At 40.7% G+C, this 16,989-nt stretch carries 14 protein-coding genes; 9 read left to right on the top strand and 5 right to left on the bottom strand.

Features of this window, described 5'->3' with window-relative positions; translation table 11 throughout:
- The first annotated feature begins 181 nt into the window (after nucleotides 1-181).
- Nucleotides 182-1,330, top strand: a complete 1,149-nt coding sequence (locus I6E84_RS09150; protein ID WP_197217806.1) for an ATP-grasp domain-containing protein — start codon at nucleotides 182-184, stop codon at nucleotides 1,328-1,330.
- Nucleotides 1,331-1,556: 226 nt separating this feature from the next.
- Here the strand turns inward: I6E84_RS09150 and I6E84_RS09145 are convergent, their stop codons facing one another.
- A complete protein-coding gene (locus I6E84_RS09145) occupies nucleotides 1,557-2,300 on the bottom strand; it encodes an MHYT domain-containing protein (protein WP_110922668.1) in 744 nt (247 codons plus the stop codon).
- A 124-nt stretch (nucleotides 2,301-2,424) separates the two neighbouring features.
- Nucleotides 2,425-3,138 (bottom strand): hypothetical protein, encoded by a 714-nt coding sequence (locus I6E84_RS09140; protein ID WP_197217627.1) that lies wholly within the window; start codon nucleotides 3,136-3,138, stop codon nucleotides 2,425-2,427.
- 736 nt (nucleotides 3,139-3,874) lie between these two features.
- On the opposite strand from I6E84_RS09140, the gene I6E84_RS09135 reads away from it, so the two are divergent.
- The 7 genes from I6E84_RS09135 to I6E84_RS09105 all read left to right on the top strand — a co-directional run bounded on the left by I6E84_RS09135 (nucleotide 3,875) and on the right by I6E84_RS09105 (nucleotide 11,761).
- Nucleotides 3,875-5,110, top strand: a complete 1,236-nt coding sequence (locus I6E84_RS09135; RefSeq protein ID WP_227681417.1) for a trypsin-like peptidase domain-containing protein — start codon at nucleotides 3,875-3,877, stop codon at nucleotides 5,108-5,110.
- A gap of 84 nt (nucleotides 5,111-5,194) precedes the next feature.
- The gene (locus I6E84_RS09130) at nucleotides 5,195-6,517 is read left to right on the top strand and encodes an NYN domain-containing protein (protein WP_197217625.1); all 1,323 of its coding nucleotides are present in this window, start codon (nucleotides 5,195-5,197) and stop codon (nucleotides 6,515-6,517) included.
- Nucleotides 6,507-7,817, top strand: coding sequence for a phosphoribosyltransferase domain-containing protein (locus tag I6E84_RS09125; protein WP_197217623.1), 1,311 nt, complete (start codon nucleotides 6,507-6,509; stop codon nucleotides 7,815-7,817). The genes I6E84_RS09130 and I6E84_RS09125 overlap by 11 nt, the downstream gene beginning before the upstream one ends.
- The gene (locus I6E84_RS09120; RefSeq protein ID WP_197217621.1) at nucleotides 7,804-8,478 is read left to right on the top strand and encodes a hypothetical protein; all 675 of its coding nucleotides are present in this window, start codon (nucleotides 7,804-7,806) and stop codon (nucleotides 8,476-8,478) included. Before I6E84_RS09125 ends, I6E84_RS09120 begins: the two co-directional genes overlap by 14 nt.
- Nucleotides 8,475-9,308 carry an HAD hydrolase family protein gene (locus I6E84_RS09115; protein WP_197217619.1) on the top strand — a complete coding sequence of 278 codons (834 nt, stop codon included), beginning with the start codon at nucleotides 8,475-8,477 and terminating at the stop codon, nucleotides 9,306-9,308. Before I6E84_RS09120 ends, I6E84_RS09115 begins: the two co-directional genes overlap by 4 nt.
- 64 nt (nucleotides 9,309-9,372) lie before the next feature.
- Entirely contained in the window at nucleotides 9,373-10,554 is a 1,182-nt protein-coding gene (locus tag I6E84_RS09110) for a cysteine protease StiP domain-containing protein (RefSeq protein ID WP_197217617.1), read from the top strand.
- Nucleotides 10,555-10,696: 142 nt separating this feature from the next.
- The gene (locus tag I6E84_RS09105; protein WP_197217615.1) at nucleotides 10,697-11,761 is read left to right on the top strand and encodes an HpcH/HpaI aldolase/citrate lyase family protein; all 1,065 of its coding nucleotides are present in this window, start codon (nucleotides 10,697-10,699) and stop codon (nucleotides 11,759-11,761) included.
- 203 nt (nucleotides 11,762-11,964) lie between these two features.
- Here the strand turns inward: I6E84_RS09105 and I6E84_RS09100 are convergent, their stop codons facing one another.
- Nucleotides 11,965-12,777 carry an alpha/beta fold hydrolase gene (locus I6E84_RS09100; RefSeq protein ID WP_197217614.1) on the bottom strand — a complete coding sequence of 271 codons (813 nt, stop codon included), beginning with the start codon at nucleotides 12,775-12,777 and terminating at the stop codon, nucleotides 11,965-11,967.
- Nucleotides 12,778-13,094: 317 nt separating this feature from the next.
- Here I6E84_RS09100 and I6E84_RS09095 point away from each other — a divergent pair, with 317 nt between their 5' ends.
- Nucleotides 13,095-13,892, top strand: a complete 798-nt coding sequence (locus I6E84_RS09095) for an enoyl-CoA hydratase/isomerase family protein (RefSeq protein ID WP_110922660.1) — start codon at nucleotides 13,095-13,097, stop codon at nucleotides 13,890-13,892.
- Between the two features lie 355 nt (nucleotides 13,893-14,247).
- On the opposite strand, the gene I6E84_RS09090 is transcribed toward I6E84_RS09095, so the two are convergent.
- Both I6E84_RS09090 and I6E84_RS09085 read right to left on the bottom strand, forming a co-directional pair.
- A complete protein-coding gene (locus I6E84_RS09090; RefSeq protein WP_197100020.1) occupies nucleotides 14,248-14,421 on the bottom strand; it encodes a hypothetical protein in 174 nt (57 codons plus the stop codon).
- Nucleotides 14,422-14,799: 378 nt separating this feature from the next.
- The gene (locus I6E84_RS09085) at nucleotides 14,800-16,428 is read right to left on the bottom strand and encodes a long-chain fatty acid--CoA ligase (RefSeq protein ID WP_197217613.1); all 1,629 of its coding nucleotides are present in this window, start codon (nucleotides 16,426-16,428) and stop codon (nucleotides 14,800-14,802) included.
- Nucleotides 16,429-16,989 lie beyond the last annotated feature (561 nt).

Below are 16,989 nucleotides of genomic sequence, written 5' to 3'. Positions count from 1 at the left end.
TACTATTTTTTTAGCATCATTTATAACGGCTAGCATTTGTATATAATAGCGCTACTATCAGCAATATGATGACTTGGATGGTTAGCTACATTTTTAGCTTATCTAGATTGCTGTTGGTTTTGCGATGACGATATTACGTTATCCAATTATATCTAACACTTATGATACTGCTGAGAGAATTATGGATAACACTGCTAACGATAGTCACCATACAACGCCAACTGCAGCTTGGTTAGCCGAAGGCCAGTCAAGCCAGCGTGATATGTTAGCCAGCCTACAAGCATTAAAGGCCCAATCTGAGACACCATTCAACATCATCGCCTCACACCGTCACGATAGACCTGAAATTTTTGAGTTTGCGGATGATGTCTATCTTGAACCTACTATAGCTTCTATAGGTAGCCTCGATGAAGTGGATGTTGAACCTGAACTCGTTATGCCGCGTTGGCAGTTCGTCCTAGAACAGGCTCAACAGCACAACGTAAAGGTATTATTGACTGGTCGCAATGGTATTGATTATGAGGCCCGTCGAGAGGTATTTGATGCAGCAGGTATTCGCTTATTGACCGGCGCAACCAGTGTTGCAGCGTTAGAATCAATCGATGATAAATTTGCCTTTATGCAACAGTGCCATTCTCAAGGCATACCTGTTGCTGATGCGTGGCGCTTTGATACGACTGAGCAGCTTGAGGCGCTACTTGCCAAACATGGCCATCAGCCTTTATGTGTCAAACCAGTCACTGGTATTTTTGCGCAAGGGTTCTGGCGGTTAGATTTAGGTAAAACAGAAGAAGAGAAATACGATAGCTTTGAGCATTTATACTTTACCGAAGAGAAAAAAATCAGTACTGCCCAATTTATAAATGCGTACACAAACAGCTTAATGGTGCATGAGCGCCCTATTCCAATGCTATTAATGCCTTATTTGTCAGGGCAAGAGTACTCTATCGATGTGGTATGCGAATATGGTGAAGTACTGGCCGCTATTACTCGTTATAAAACTGGGAAAATCCAGCATATCGGCTACGAGCAATCCGTCATGGATGTCGTCATTCCATTAATCAAAGCTTTCAACTGTGATGGTATCATCAGTGTACAAACCAAGGCCGATGATGAGGGTCAGCACCGTATACTTGAGATCAATAGTCGCCCATCTGGTGGTATTGGTTACACAACTCATAGCGGTGTGGATTTAACACAGGTCGGCTTTGCCTACTGGTTGGGCTTGACTGATAAACCAAGGCTAGCTGATATCGCTCAAAAGATAGTACCTTGCCAAGTACGTTCAATCATGATGGGTGTAAAAATCGAAGAAACTACAATGGATTAAAGTGTAGATAAGCCATTAGCTATACACCAGCTACTCCACATAAAAAAAGGTTTTTAGAATAATATCTAAAAACCTTTTTATTGTATTAACCATTCAATAAACAGAACAACAATGGCTTATAGTCAATCCTCTATAAAAGAGTGACACGTTAACCTCGCTTGAGATATCACATATACCTCTGTACTCGGTTGCTTTGACTCTCTCTTTAACTGAATCAACTATATCATTACTCGCCGAATACTAAGTTTTCTTGTTTAGGAGCATTTTTAGATGCTAAGAACCATAGTAAGCCAAGTACAATCGCTGAACCGATAAAGATGATAATCGATGAATTAATCGCACCATCATGTGTATGACTCATAGACATTGTGTGACCCGCTGTAACGCTCATCTCCATTGCTGCTACACCAGTATAATGCATACCACAAACAGCGATACCCATAATGAATGCACTACCAAAGCGCTGTACAGTACCACGTAGGTTAAATGCCAACCATAACGCAGAGATAGCTGCCACGATAGCAATGACGATTGAAGTGATTAACAGTGGTATATTATATGACATGGTTGCATCCATCTGCATTGAAGCCATACCTGTATAGTGCATTGCTGCAACACCCAGTCCAGTAAGCACGCCACCACTGATCAACTTGGCAATACTTGACGCGCCGCGTCCAACGATAACAATACCAACGGCCACAAACAAAATAGCAAGTAGCATTGAAATAACGGTCAAACCTAAATCATAAGTGACCGGCATTTTCATATCAACGGCCATCATACCAATATAATGCATAGACCAAATGGCACCACCGATCGCGATTGAAGATAACGCTACCCAAAAGTACAGATCGCCTCCTGGTTTGGCTGATGGCACGCGAATGGCAAGGTTTAGACCAACGTAAGAGCCCATTACGGCAATAACATATGAGATAAACACCAAAAGCAGGTTATATTCAACTTCAATCATTTTTTCGACCTTTATATTTAATAAAAACTGAGCTTAAGCAATGTGCGTTTTAATGAACTGACATTGCTTTATGCATTTATTACTGTTTTTCATAGGCATTCAACTGTCTATGAATAATTATTTTCTACCAGATGATAAATTCACAAATATTGGTAGTGCCAGCGCCACAACTTGATTCCTCAACCCGAACTCTGTCTACGGCAGGATTACTTGATAAGAAACCATCTATGTAACCCACTACAAAGTGACAGCCTGAATGGTTGCTATCTGACAACTTACAGAATGGACATTTAGTCAAGGCAACCAAATTGTTCTTAGCTTTAACCTTAGAAAAGCTCTTTAATGCTGGTACAAGTTCGCGATTAATCGTGGTTGGCATTTTTAAGGGGCTACCAAGTGAATAGTCACGCTTGTAGATCCCACTTCCCACTTTGCGTCCTAATTCATGCATTGCCTTAGCACGACTCTCATGTGGCAAACTGGCCTCATAGTGCCTAACGATATCGGCGATGTCGGGATACTGTGCACCAATAGCTGCTAACGCATTTTTCTGATCCAAATCTTGTGTTACCGGTGGTGCTGATGCTACTGCTGATGGTATTGTATCCGCACTTCCCTCTCCATCTATCTCTAGCTGAAAAAGTGTACAGCCTTCGATAGAAGAAAGATCATCGATTAAATCTTCTTGTGTCTTTGATCCTTGGCTTTTGGCAACAACATGAATAATGTTACCACCATTTTCTGAAGGCTCTTGTCTTTGGGTTACGAGTTGGTAACCTGCTTTAATAAGTGGCGAGATAACATTAACCAAACGAATCCGCTCAGAAGACGTTTCCAATGAACAAGAAAATTTCAAAGATTACTCCTTTTCTAAAAATATCGCTAAACTTTCTTGATAACAAACTATCTGGCCAAGCTCAACGATTAATATAAATTCAGTTTCAGACTTGTGGTTTGCCGATTTTCTTGTCGCACAAATACAATGAGAAAGTAGTGTTTAATACATTTTTTTCTTTTAATCATGAGTGTTATAAAACAACCAAATCCATATATTTTAATCTTTTGATAATTTTTTTATCACTCATAATTAAGCACAGCTTTATATATCATTATTTTCTTATACTTTTAAGGCAAGAGGGGTATTCATAGATGGTATTTAGATAGACAACTACTACTTAATCCTAATCTGATAAAATTTAGTTACTTTATAGAAGCAATTAAGCAGCATTATTACCGAATAGATATATTATGACAAGACTTAACTTAATATTGTCGGATAAATGGCAATATTATCCGATAGGTGGCGGTGAATAAAAATAGAAAGTTATCTTATCTAATTATAAGTATATCGCAGGGCTTTAAAAGGATAGCTTGGATTAGTTTTTGAATCTCACTATTTGCTAGATGTTTTTATTCAAGATCGGCATGACGGCATTTTAATCATTCTATGCCAAATTATAAACAAAAACCACTATAATAGACAAATATCGGTTTTTTATAATGACCCCATAGTTATTTAAACTGCTATCTAAAAACTGTCTATAATGATTTATAATCAACTCAATTAGAGGCATATGATGACTGTACAGACCGCGTTAGTGCTAGGAGCAAATACGATTATCGCGCAATCTAATTGTTCGGTTACCTTTTCCACAACAGACCAGCTTACATTTGGGCAGCAACTTGGACTGATATGGCTGCCGTTAGATGAGCATCGTAAAGCAGCTTGTAGCCCCGCCTACCTTCATGAGCCTAAGGACTGGGCTCAGTTAGACGATAATAATAATCCAAACGTATGGCAGCTAGATTTGACCAAACTGTTTGATGCGCAAGCTGTTGTTTCTTTGCAACTGATTGCATATGTTTATCATGATCCAAGCCTCAACTTGCCAGCGATTGAGCTCAACAATATCTGTCTAACACTCAATAATGACGCGATTAAATATAATTTCATGGCAAATGAGCGTCATATTAAAGCCGCCATTGTATTGGAAATATATCGACGTAATGGCCAGTTTAAATGCCGTGCACTGGGTGAAAGCTCCACACAAGGACTAGCAAGTGTAGAGCATCGAGTCGGAATCAGTCTCGATACCCGTCCGCCAGATACGCATGCGCTTATTCAAGCGGCTCAGCAGCAACAGCGAACTCAGCCAAACAACGAGTCGCGTCCGCCACGTCACGTTCAGCCTGGAGAAACTTGGACGGGAACAGCATTCGCTATTGACCCCTATCATCTATTGACCTGCTATCATGTCATTGAGTCGGCGGCGATAATTGGTGTCCGTCAGCAAGGCCAACCTGATCGGGAGGCGCAAGTAGTCCTCAGCGATATCGGAAGCGACTCAGCTATTATTCGAGTGAGCGAACCTCTGCCTAGCTATTTACCCCTAGCGCAGCGATGCTCTGATAATTTGGGAGAGACCATTACCACATTGGGATTCCCGTTGTCAGGATTGAGTAGCCAATTACAAGTCACGCAAGGTTGTATCTCAGGTCTGACAGGGTTTGGCGATGATATTCGTTACATGCAATTCACTGCACCCATTCAGCCTGGCTCTAGTGGCAGCCCTTTATTACTACCTACTGGTGAAGTTGTCGGCATGGTAACCTCTAGCCTCGTCCACGAGCATGCACAAAACATGAACTATGCAGTGAAATTTCAGTTATTATCTGCCCTACTGGCGAGCGCTGGCATCGGCTTAGAGGATTTATCAGACTCGCCTCATGCTAAAACGTCACCACTAACCACACCGCAGTTGAGCAAACAAAGCCGCGGTGCGCTATGGCTCGTTGGCTGTCAAGGTTGAGGTTGAGGTTGAGGTTAAAGAATCACGTAACGAACCTAAAAAATATAAAACAATGACTTAAAGAAAACGTATTAGGAAATATAAATGTCAGCTCAGCTCAAAAATATAGCCATACTTATCGATGCTGATAATGCATCAGCAAAAAATATTGGTCATATTTTGCAAGAAATAGAAAAGCTTGGTCATATCACTTGTAAAAAAATATATGGTGATTGGGGAAATGCTCATATTCAAAGTTGGCAAGAAGCATTACTCAAATATGCTATCGATCCTATGCAGCAATTCGCTTATGTTAAAGGCAAGAATGCCACTGATATAGGCATGGTCATCGAAGCCATGGATTTGCTGTATAGCAATAACTATGATGGATTTTGTCTCATATCAAGTGATAGTGACTTTACCTCACTGGCTTTACGCATTCGCAAAAACCATGTAAAAGTCTTTGGGTTTGGCAAACGTAATACGGTTAGCGCGTTTTCGCAGGCTTGTGATAAATTCTTTTATGTAGAAGATTTATTGGTCGATCAGAATAATAGCAATTCTACGCAAACAACCCTTTCTCCTAAAAGAGCACCTAATAATAATTCATCAAAACAATGGACGACTAAACAGTTACAAACACAAACGCACTTAATTAACTTATTAAATAAAATAATCAAAGAAAATATTAACGCCCATAATGGTTGGTCGAATCTATCTTATATAGCCAGCGAGCTTAGTAAAAATCATAATGACATCAAACTCGATAAGTATGGCTATGATAAATTTTCTAATTTAATGATTGCATTGCGTTTATATGATATTAGAAAGCAATCTAATGGCATGTGGGCAAAGATTAAAATACAGAAGGCATTAACAGCCGCTACAACTGCTAATAAAAAAACAATTGATACTAAGCCAACTTCTAACCTGTTCCCAGCTGCTTCTATTCTTGTAAAAATATCAACAGCACCTACTATCGATGCTGTCTTATTTAGAGTGACGCCTACTGCAAAGGTCCGCGGTGATGAAGATATGATATTTTATGGTCAAACGCATAGCGAGGATGGTTCAATCGAGCTAAACCAACAGCTCGAAAGTAATACATCAGTCTCTGAGTTCAGTTGTGATCTAAACCATCAACCTACTAGCATTGAACAACTTAACTTCGTGCTATCAAGTGAATTGGAAAGCTTAGCAATTGACCCACAGCAAACCAGTATTAAATTAAATATCACTGATGAGCAACAAAATACATTATTATTCTCAGGCAAATTTGACGTCCAAAATAAATCAGGTAAAAGCCTAATATTATTTACGTTAAACCGAACTGGCAACCAATGGCAGTTTGTGCCAAAACATCAAAATATAGATGGCGACCTACGTTATCTCTGTGAAAAATATGGAGTAGAACTAAGTGATAACTGATTCTAAAAACAATACGACATCTAATAAAACTTATAAGCGAAGTATCTCTTTACCTCGCGGTACACTTGATCTGACCTATAAAATCAATCCATCAGCGGCTCAAAACGACTCGCAAAAAGATGACAACTATCAACTAGAGGATTTACTCGGGTTTGCTCAACGTATTAACCCAAAACGTGCGTTTTTATTTGTGTCGAAAGTATTAGGCCGTCATATTCCGGTAGCACCTAGTACGATGCGTAGCGCTTTTACGGATCTGGCAAACTTAGTGCCTAGCAATTTACCTGAGCCGATTTTGGTTATTGGCATGGCAGAGACGGCTGTTGGCTTATCGGCTGGTGTCCATCAAGCACTACAAACGCGTTACCCTAATGCTTTATTATTGAACTCTACGCGTCATGCGCAACACAATGATGATAACAGTGAAACGTTGCTGACCACATTCAGCGAAGACCACAGTCATGCTAGCCAGCATCTCATTTATCAAAGCTCTGATAAAATCACGCAAGCGCAGCTACTGGCCAGTAAAACTCTCATTATGGTCGATGATGAAGCGTCAACGGGTAATACTTGCGTCAATGTCGTTACGGCGCTACGCAATGCAGGACTGAGCCAATTAGAGCAAGTGCATCTCACCACGTTGGTTGACTGGTCTCTCAGTCAGAATCAAGGTACAGCGGATGTAGACGATGCCATATCTGCTCGCTTGCCTAACATAGAATTTTATCGTCATCACCTATTGTCTGGCGCTTGGCAATGGACGGATGCACCCAATCCTGAACCCATCATCATGCCATCGGTCGATACCACTGACGCTGGTAGTCAGTCATTAGGTAACACGGGTAATTGGGGACGTTTTCCAACACTAGACAGTACCGATGGATTCTATAACTATCTGCAGAAGTTTCAAGCAGCATTGACGAGTTTTAGTGATCAAGCACCGTTTGATAAAGAACAGTTACCTGAGCGAATTCTGGTATTAGGTAGTAATGAGTTTGTGTGGCTGCCATTTTTATTGGCTGAATGGCTTGAAGGTCAGGTTCAAGACTCTGAGGCAACGACTACGGTTAACTTTAGCGCTTTGACAAGATCACCCATTGCTCTGGGTGGTGCGATTACCACCATGCTAAGCTTTAGCGATAACTATGGGCTTGGTATGACCAACTTTGCCTATAACGTTGAGCCTAGCGATTGGGATTTAATTGTGCTGTGTGTAGAGACCTCAAGCGATAGCGTTGATGACATGTGGCAAGGTTTAGATAATGTATTGGTGATAGGTACTAGCCATGGGAATGGCTGAATTTTTAAGTAGCGCTCAGATAGCTTTGGGTCTTAATGATTATGCGCAAGCTATTATCACAATTATTGTTATAACCGTTCTCGTGTTTGTAAGACCTTTTAATTACATAGTTAACCGTGTAGATGCCAAAGATGATAAGCAATTTGAGATGCTTTATAAAATAATTGATGATGAAAATTTTCTTGAACGCCTGAGTAATCAACCGTTTTTAATTAAGCAACTTTTCTATAAGCGTTTTTACCTACTCAAAGATTATAAGGTTGAAGAAATAGAGTTTCTAATGTCTCAAAAGAGCTTAAAAATCAGCTTATATGAGATTAGCACTTTAAAATCGGGTTCTATAATAAAATTCCAAAATGGTAAATATATAAAGAACATCAATAGTCTGACTAATTATTGGATCCGTCATCATCGAAGATTTAATACATTCATCATTATCGGGTTCCTATGTTGGATACTAATTTCGTTGTTCTTTTTCCTCATACTTTTTAAAAGCACTACATTATTCTATATTTCTATAGCGCCACTTTTTCTCTTAGAAATATATTTATTAATAAAAATAGATGGTGTAAGAGCTTATCTAAGAACAAAAAATGTAATAGATGATTTCATACATCAAAGCGCGTTATTTGAAGATAACCAAGGTAATAGGAACACATGACCACACCATTTTTTCAGCCCAATGCAAATATCGTAAAACCCTATGCCTTAATGGATTTAGACGATACGCTATTCCAAACTCAACGCAAAATTGACGCCTGGGACTTACCCACTACGGAGCCTGAGCAGTTGGTTTGTGCTACCGTTAATAAGCAAGACGAGCCATTAAGCTTTATGAGTCAACGTCAAGCGGCACTATTTAATTGGCTACTTGCCAGCACTGAGTTGGTAGTTGTCACTGCCCGTGACCGTAGTGAAATCAAACGCGTGAAGCTGCCTTTTGATAGTTGGCAAGTCTTAACCCATGGTGCGATTATTCTCAGCAAGGATGGCAAGCTACAAGCACAGTGGCAGCAGCATATGCATGACCAGCTTGCACCACTACAGAATAAACTAAATCAGCTGAGTCAAGTATTTACCAATTACAGCAAAAGTGATGGCAGTCAGCTCGTATTTACACCGCATATCGATAGCTTTCATAATGGCTCTGTTGATGCAGAATTAACTATTTATTTGGCTATTAAACATGCTCACAAAAACCATCAGGCATTGATAGATTTGGCTGAAAAGTTGCCAACGCTAATACGTGATTTTGATCAAGACTTTTATGTACACGTGAATGCAAATAATCTAGCGATATTGCCGCGTGCCGTGCATAAGCATCATGCTGTAAAGTTTTTATTAGACCATCATTTAGACAGTCAGCGGCCTAGCTTTGGCTTTGGTGACAGCCTAGCGGACTTACCATTTCTGCAATTGCTAGACTGGTATGGGATGCCCAATCACGGCCAGTTGCATTCAGAGTTACAATCGCAGTTACAGCCTTTGTGATAGGCTGGGTTATTCATTCTCACAACCCTCACCTTTTTCTATAATGAGTGACAATATTGCTATCATGATTTCAAATAACCTCAATACAAAAACAGCTGACTTAAAAAGTTACGGTTCAGGCAGTTACCTTGCCAGTGATGTGACTGTTCTACTCGATATCGTTGATAAAGATGCCGTGGCTGATGTACCTGTCAGCCAAAAAGAAGCGCTTATCCAAAGTGGCCAGCGTCACTATTCTGATATGTTGACGTTAGAAGATGCACCAACAGCGATGCATGAGCGATTATATCATCAGGCGCTAGAGCAAGGAACAAACAGAACTGCGACTGATATCGCTAACTTGGCTCATACATTACAATGTACTTTTGAGCAGACCGTTAATACTGAGAATCCATTAGTATTAGTCAGCTTAGTACGTGCAGGTTTACCGATTGGGGTACTGTTACAGCGTGCGTTAGCAGATACTGACAGCCACTACGCTTTGCCAAGCGTACATTACGGTATTAGCATCATTCGTGACCGAGGTTTGGACTCTGTCGCCCTAGCATTAATATTAAAATCACATCCAAACAGCCCTATTGTGTTCGTCGATGGTTGGACAGGGAAAGGTGCCATTTATCAAGAGCTATCCCGTAGCCTAGAGGCATTCAGCAACCCTAGCCATACAAATTTCGCCAATATCTTTCATCAAGGTAAAGGTGTGATTCCATTATTAACGCTGGCTGATCCGGCTGGTGTCGCTTGGCTTGCGGCAAGCGAAGAAGACTGGTTGATTCCATCAGGGTTACTGAACAGTACCGTGTCAGGGCTCATATCACGCAGCTTATATACCGAGCCACAATCAGGGCTGCATCGCAGTGTTTTTTATGATAACTTGGTAGCGTCAGATCACAGCTTAGCCTTTGTCGATCAAATCGATGCGGCACGTCGTACACTGACCGATTCTTCGAAGTGTTTATCACTATACAAACAACCCCGCTATCAAACGGCTGACTTAATCGATACGCTCGCAGTAGATTATGCTATCGACAATCGTAACCGAATCAAGCCAACTATTGCAGAAGCCACGAGGGCCATATTGCGCCGTGATCCTGAACGTATTTTGCTAGCAACTGCCGATCATCCAGATACGATACTGCTCAGACATTTATGTGCGCAACGAGATATCGCTATCAGTGTATTAGGTGATAAAATACTGCCTTATCAAGCCATCACTCTCATCAAGCAACGCACCAAAGACAGCTAATGGCTATTTTCTAGTTTTAATGGCTATATTTAGAGCTATTGAACTTAGAGCTGTTGATAAGTAATGACCCTTGAGCCATGCCACTTGATAATACCTTCGATCTTTTACAACTCCTTACTTATCACTACTTATGATGCCAACTATGTCAGATACGCCACACAACGAAGCAAATATCTACAACCATTCCCAGTCTTACGCTCATCTATTTACTGAGCGTCATGCGATGGTTAAACCGCACACCCACCATCCTTATCAGCTTGGTGCTAGCCTTTATATGCCTGCAACTCGGGAAGATATATGGCAAGTTATCAAGCGTGACAAGCTGCCCACGATTAATAGTATTATTATTTGTCTAGAGGACGCGGTCAGTCACAGCGATGTCGACTTAGCGCTTGAACGCTTGCAAGCATTGCTCGATACATGGGCTGCGCATGTTGATAGTATCAATAATCCATCTAGAAAAGCAGATATCAAAACTCAACATCCAACTCGTCCGTTAGTATTTATTCGCCCGCGCAATCCGATGATGCTACAGCAGTTGGCGGACTATCCTCATATCGATCTCATCGATGGTTTCGTCATGCCAAAAGTTGATATGTATAGCTTATCCAACTGGCGCATGGCTTGTCAGAATCTAAGTGCCGAGCAACTATTAATGCCCACGCTTGAGACGGCGGCCTTATTCAATCCACATCACAATCAAGAACTGGCCATTGGTTTTAAAGAGGCTTTTAGCCAGCCAGTGTTTGCACTGCGTATCGGTGGCAATGACTTGTTTGCCGCGCTACGTCTCAGGCGACCTAAGCACAGTATTGTCTATGACACGCCAATTGGCACCCTAGCCTATCAGCTGCTTGGCTGCTTTGTGCCACATGGCTTTTATCTGACGGCACCCGTGTTTGAATACTTAGATCAACCAACACTGTTTATGCAGGAGCTGACCCATGATGTTAGCTTGGGATTGGTTGGCAAAACTGTCATTCATCCAAGCCAAATCGCTTTGGTACAGCAAGCATATTGCGTACCACTTAGTACCTTAGATGAGGCGCAAGCGATACTTCATAGCGAAGCCAAAGCAGTATTCAAATACAACAACACCATGTTAGAGCCAGCCACGCATCGTGCTTGGGCGACTGAGGTCGTGAATCGTGCCGAAGTGTTTGGGACTATTGATGATGGCAGTAGTGAATACAGCTCTCGAATGTAGCTATCAGATAGTTAATGTATGTCACAAAAAAGCCGCTATCATCATTTGATAGCGGCTTTTTTATATGAAGTTTAACCCTAAGAATGAGGCTTTAATACACTACAGTCAAAGAACTCTAAAATGTGTATAAGGCAGCCGACTGCAGATTGTACAAGTAGTACATCTAAGGAAGGTAACGCCGTAGCAGTTTAATAGTTCACTGACTACACACAGTTTTCTAAAAACTGACTCATGACTCGGTTTACTTGCTCTGGCTCTTCTACAGATGATGTATGACCCGCACCTTTAACAATTGCTAGCTTGGACCCTGCAATCGCAAAATGCATGCGCTCAGCCTTTGCATAAGGGGTCGCTACATCTTCATCACCAACGATAATTAATGTAGGTGTTGTAATATCACCAAGCTGCTCATAAATGCCTTTACGCTCAATCACACCCATCGTTGCCTTAATCACACCACCTTTACGATTGCCTTGTAGCATCGTGAGCCATTGCTTGCGTTCTACTTTTCGCAGCTTGTCTGCCAAAAAAGTATCGCCAAACATAATAGGCATGAGTTTATTACTCACACGCTTGCTACCCAACCAACGAATGGCTTGGACAAGTTTACGATACTGCGGCATATTTTTAGGATCTTCAGGATCAGCAGACGTTGCTAATAAGGTAAGAGATAGTAATAAATCAGGACGCTTAATTGCAGCTCGCTGAGCGACAAAACCACCCATAGACAATCCTACAAAGTGGCATTTATCAATACCAAGCGCAGCAATCAGACCAAGTGTATCCTCTGTGAGCGCATCCATATCATAGCCAGACTTGGTAATTTGCGATTGACCTTGTCCACGGAAGTCAAAAGCAATACAGCGATAATCTGCTTGGAAATGTTTGACTTGTTCATCATATATTTGCGTACTCCACAGCAGACCGTGTGCAAATACCATGACCGGCTTTTGCACATCATTTGGTGCACTGTCTTCATAATAAATATCAGCATCATTGATTTTAATAATTGGCATAATAACTTCCTTGTTTGATAGATAAGAGAGGCTAATATATCCCTCAGGATTTTAGAATCTTCATGAATAACCCCCTGACACAGCTTTTGGCATTTTAGCATAACCTATCGAATTTCGATGTGTCTTGAGCGCCCACAAAACCCACTTTTATAATCATGCCAAACTGCTATAGTAATATGCTGTCTACATAGTCAGTTCAATATAATTCAGATATAAGTAAGGCTAGTGAAAGGACTACAAACCGTAGATTGTGCATATCTGACTTATATGTAATTGACCATAAGATACTTATAAAAACTTATACAAGGATAGATAACATGTCGCAGCCTTTAGTCGATTATCAAGTCGAACAGCATATTGCTACCATTACATTTAATGATCCAAAAAGTCTAAATGCTTTTGGTACGCCTCTAAAAAATGGTGTGTTAAAAGCGCTTGCTGAGGCCGATGCCGATGACCAAGTGCGTGTCATTATCTTACAAGGTGCAGGTGGCAATTTTTCTAGCGGTGGCGATATCAAAGAAATGCTGTCTGAAGGTCTGGATAAAGACATTATTTCAAGCAAGCTAAAAGGCATGGTAGAAGGTGCTGGAGAAGTCAGCTTAAAGTTGCGTAATATTCATAAACCTATTATTGCTAAGTTAGAAGGTGCAGTAGCTGGCGCAGGTATGAACTTAGCCTTAACCTGTGATTTCCGTATTGCAGCTGACAATGCCAAATTTGTACAAGCCTTTGTCAATATTGGCCTAATTCCAGATGCAGGCGGTATCTACTTGCTAAACCAACTGGTTGGCGCAGCTAAAACTACTGAACTTGTTATGTTGGGTGATAAGCTTAAAGCAGAAGATATGGCGCGCTTGAATCTAGTGAATAGCGTGGTTAGTGCCGATGAGTTGGACGCGAGCGTACAGGCATTAGCAAACCGCTTAAGTCAGTTGCCAGGTAAAGCATTGGCTTCAATGAAACATATGCTCAATGTGCATGCTTTTATGGGTCTAAATGAAGCCTTAGATATGGAAGTTGAACAACAAACCATGATGGCAAAAACGGATGATTTTATCGAAGGTGTCACAGCCTTTGTAGAAAAGCGTAAGCCAGTTTATCAAGGTAAATAGTTTTATTATCTATAGTCAATCCTCTATAAAAGAGTGACAGCGTTAACCTCGCTTGAAGTATCACATATACGTCTGCACTCGGTTGTCTTGTACCTCTTTTAGACTGAATCAACTATAAAGTCGAAATACCTGTTAATGACTTCTATAACAAACTAATTATTGAAAAATATTGGAATAATGAACTAAACAATAAAAAATCCGACCACATACAGTGATCGGATTTTTTATTGTTTAGAAATATTGAAAGCTAAAGGTTATAGCAGTGTTTGTCGCTAATACTTGTACCAAATCATTCTTATTTTATTCGTAGAGAACAATCTATATATCAATTAACCTTTTAAACTATTAGCATTTATTAGCTACATGATTTTTTAGACTGACTGATTTTTCCGTTTTTACAGACAAACTTAGCACCTTGGCAATGCGATATGCCACCCATCTTGCCAGAACAAGGCGTATTCTTTGCATTTGCCTGCATGACAGGCGCTAGCATAAATATAGAGATAAAAAATGCTGACCAAGTTCTCATAAATAAAAGCCTCAATAAATGAATAATATAAATTCGAACTATATTACTGTGACGTTCTTTTATCAATCTTTATTTAATCTACTTTCATCGATGAATACTAAACCTTAAAATAGTGTTTTTGCATTAACTTGTTTATTACTCAATGCACAAAAAACACCAAAAAAATAAAGGGCTAATAGTCTAAGACTGTCAGCCCTTTATCATTACATTCATCTCTCAATACTAATTCACTGACTAAACACCTTATAAATTTATGCTGTCAAAATATACTATAGTCGCTTCAATATAATTTGGATATAAGGAGGCCGAGTGAAAGTACGACAAGTAGTAGGCTAATAGAGGCTGACACCGTATCCAACTTATAGAGGATTGACTCTACTACATAGCCAACAGGGCATCGCCATGATCATCACGTAAATCCTTTTTCACCATTTTTCCAGCACCGTTAAGCAAAATACTCTCTACAAAAATAACTTTATCTGGTATCTGCCAACTGGCTATTTTATCTTCATAAAATCTCAATACTTGCGCCTCATCGATTTCTGAATCGTCTTCTTTCACGACGATCAATACTGGACGCTCGCCCCACTTTTTATGCTTTGCCGCAATGGCTGCCGCGATTTTGATTTCCGGATGCGCGACGGCGATGTTCTCAAGCTCTACTGAAGAGATCCACTCGCCACCAGATTTTATCAAGTCTTTTGAGCGATCACGGATATTCATATAACCATCTGCGTCAATGGTGGCGATGTCACCCGTATCAAACCAGCCGTCTTCAGTGATGGCATCAGGGTTCTCGGTGTAATAGTCATTGATAATCCAGTGACCCTTAATCTGCAAACGACCCTGAGACAGACCATCTTCTTTTACGCGCTTAGTCGGCTCATCAGTGTCTATCAAGCGTAGCTGAACGCCATAAGGCGGGCGACCTTGAGACTTACGTAAATCATTAATTTCATCTTTACTCAGTGATTTGTGCTTGGCTTTTATTTGATTCATCGTCCCAAGCGGACTGGTTTCAGTCATGCCCCAGCCATGTACCGCATCGCAGTTGAAATCTTCTCTAAATGTTTTGATAACTGATGGCGGACACGCTGCGCCACCAACGATAGTACGCGTCATACTTTCAAGCTTACTGCCTTTAGACTTTGCAGCGGTCAATAGACTTTGCCAAATCGTTGGAACGCCTAGCGCAACGGTTACCTGATAATCATCAATGAGAGAGACCAGACTCTCACCGTCTAGATTGGGGCCAGGCAATATGATAGAACAACCCGTTAATGCAGCAGCATAAGGCGTGCCCCATGCATTGACATGAAACATAGGTACTACTGGTAATAAAACATCTTGCGCAGATAGGGCTGAGACGTCAGGCATACATAATGCCATTGCATGAAGTACAGAGGATCGGTGAGTATATAAAATACCTTTAGGATTGCCTGTCGTGCCTGAGGTATAGCATAAGGAGCTGGCAGTCGCCTCATCAAGTTGAGGCCACTCAAAATCAGGAGAATGCGCTGCTAGCAACTCGTCAAAGAACAGTACATTCGGTAACTGCTCTACGACTTTTTCATCTCGATCACTTAAGCAAATAAAATGCTCGACGCCTTTGATATCTCCCTTAATAGCCATAATCAGCGGCAAAAAGGTCACATCAAAGAACAATACGCGGTCGTCGGCATCGTTGATAATATAGCCAAGCTGCTCAGGGAATAATCGAGGATTAATGGTGTGGCAGACCATACCACTACCCGAAATCGCATACCACGCTTCTAAGTGACGATGATTATTCCAAGCCAGCGTAGCGATTCGTTCTGAGGACTTCAATCCAAGTGTAGCCAGCGCATTGGCCAAACGTTTTGAATTATTTGACACGCTAAGCCAGTCAGTATGCGTTATCTGTCCATCGACTTCTTTGGAGACAACCGCTGTATCACCATGATAGCGTGCAGCATGTTCAATAAGACCACTGATCAGCAATGGCTGATACATCATTTTTCCTAACATAGTACATTCCCTGTAGTTGTTTGAAAGTCAGCTTATTCTTATTGGTATATCATCTGATACTCCGAATAGGCCACAATTAAGAATAATCAGAATTATTGGTTAAAACAAGCGAATATTATGACCTCAATTGATGAAAAAATAATGCTTGCTCTCCTAGACTCTAGCTCTGAACGATAGCTCATGGTCATTTTAGATAGAAACACCTAAAATTTAGACAAAAAAATCCGACCACATTGAGTGATCGGTTTTTTAATATTTGGTGGAGATGGCGGAAGCATAACTGAAACGCTACAGCCCTTTAAACACAAGGCATTGCGTCGATACAAAAAAGTCCGTGTGCTATATGTGTGTAGAGAATTTAATCCAAATTACCTGCTATCACAAATATAAATTTTAAAAATATATTAAAATTTTATTAATTAAGCCTTTCCAACACTACTCTCAATCCGACTTACTTATATAGTCAGTCCAAGTCTTAAGACTAAATGCTTGATCGTCATGGATAATGCTAGCTTTCACAAACGCGCTCAAAAATTGCTGAACAGGCCTGGTTACCATTTG

Origin of the sequence: Psychrobacter sp. SCQQ22, assembly GCF_015864605.1 — a bacterium.
GTDB classification, from domain to species: domain Bacteria; phylum Pseudomonadota; class Gammaproteobacteria; order Pseudomonadales; family Moraxellaceae; genus Psychrobacter; species Psychrobacter fozii.
Note: the sequence above shows the minus strand (reverse complement) of the source record. Positions and strands in the feature narration are given on the sequence as shown.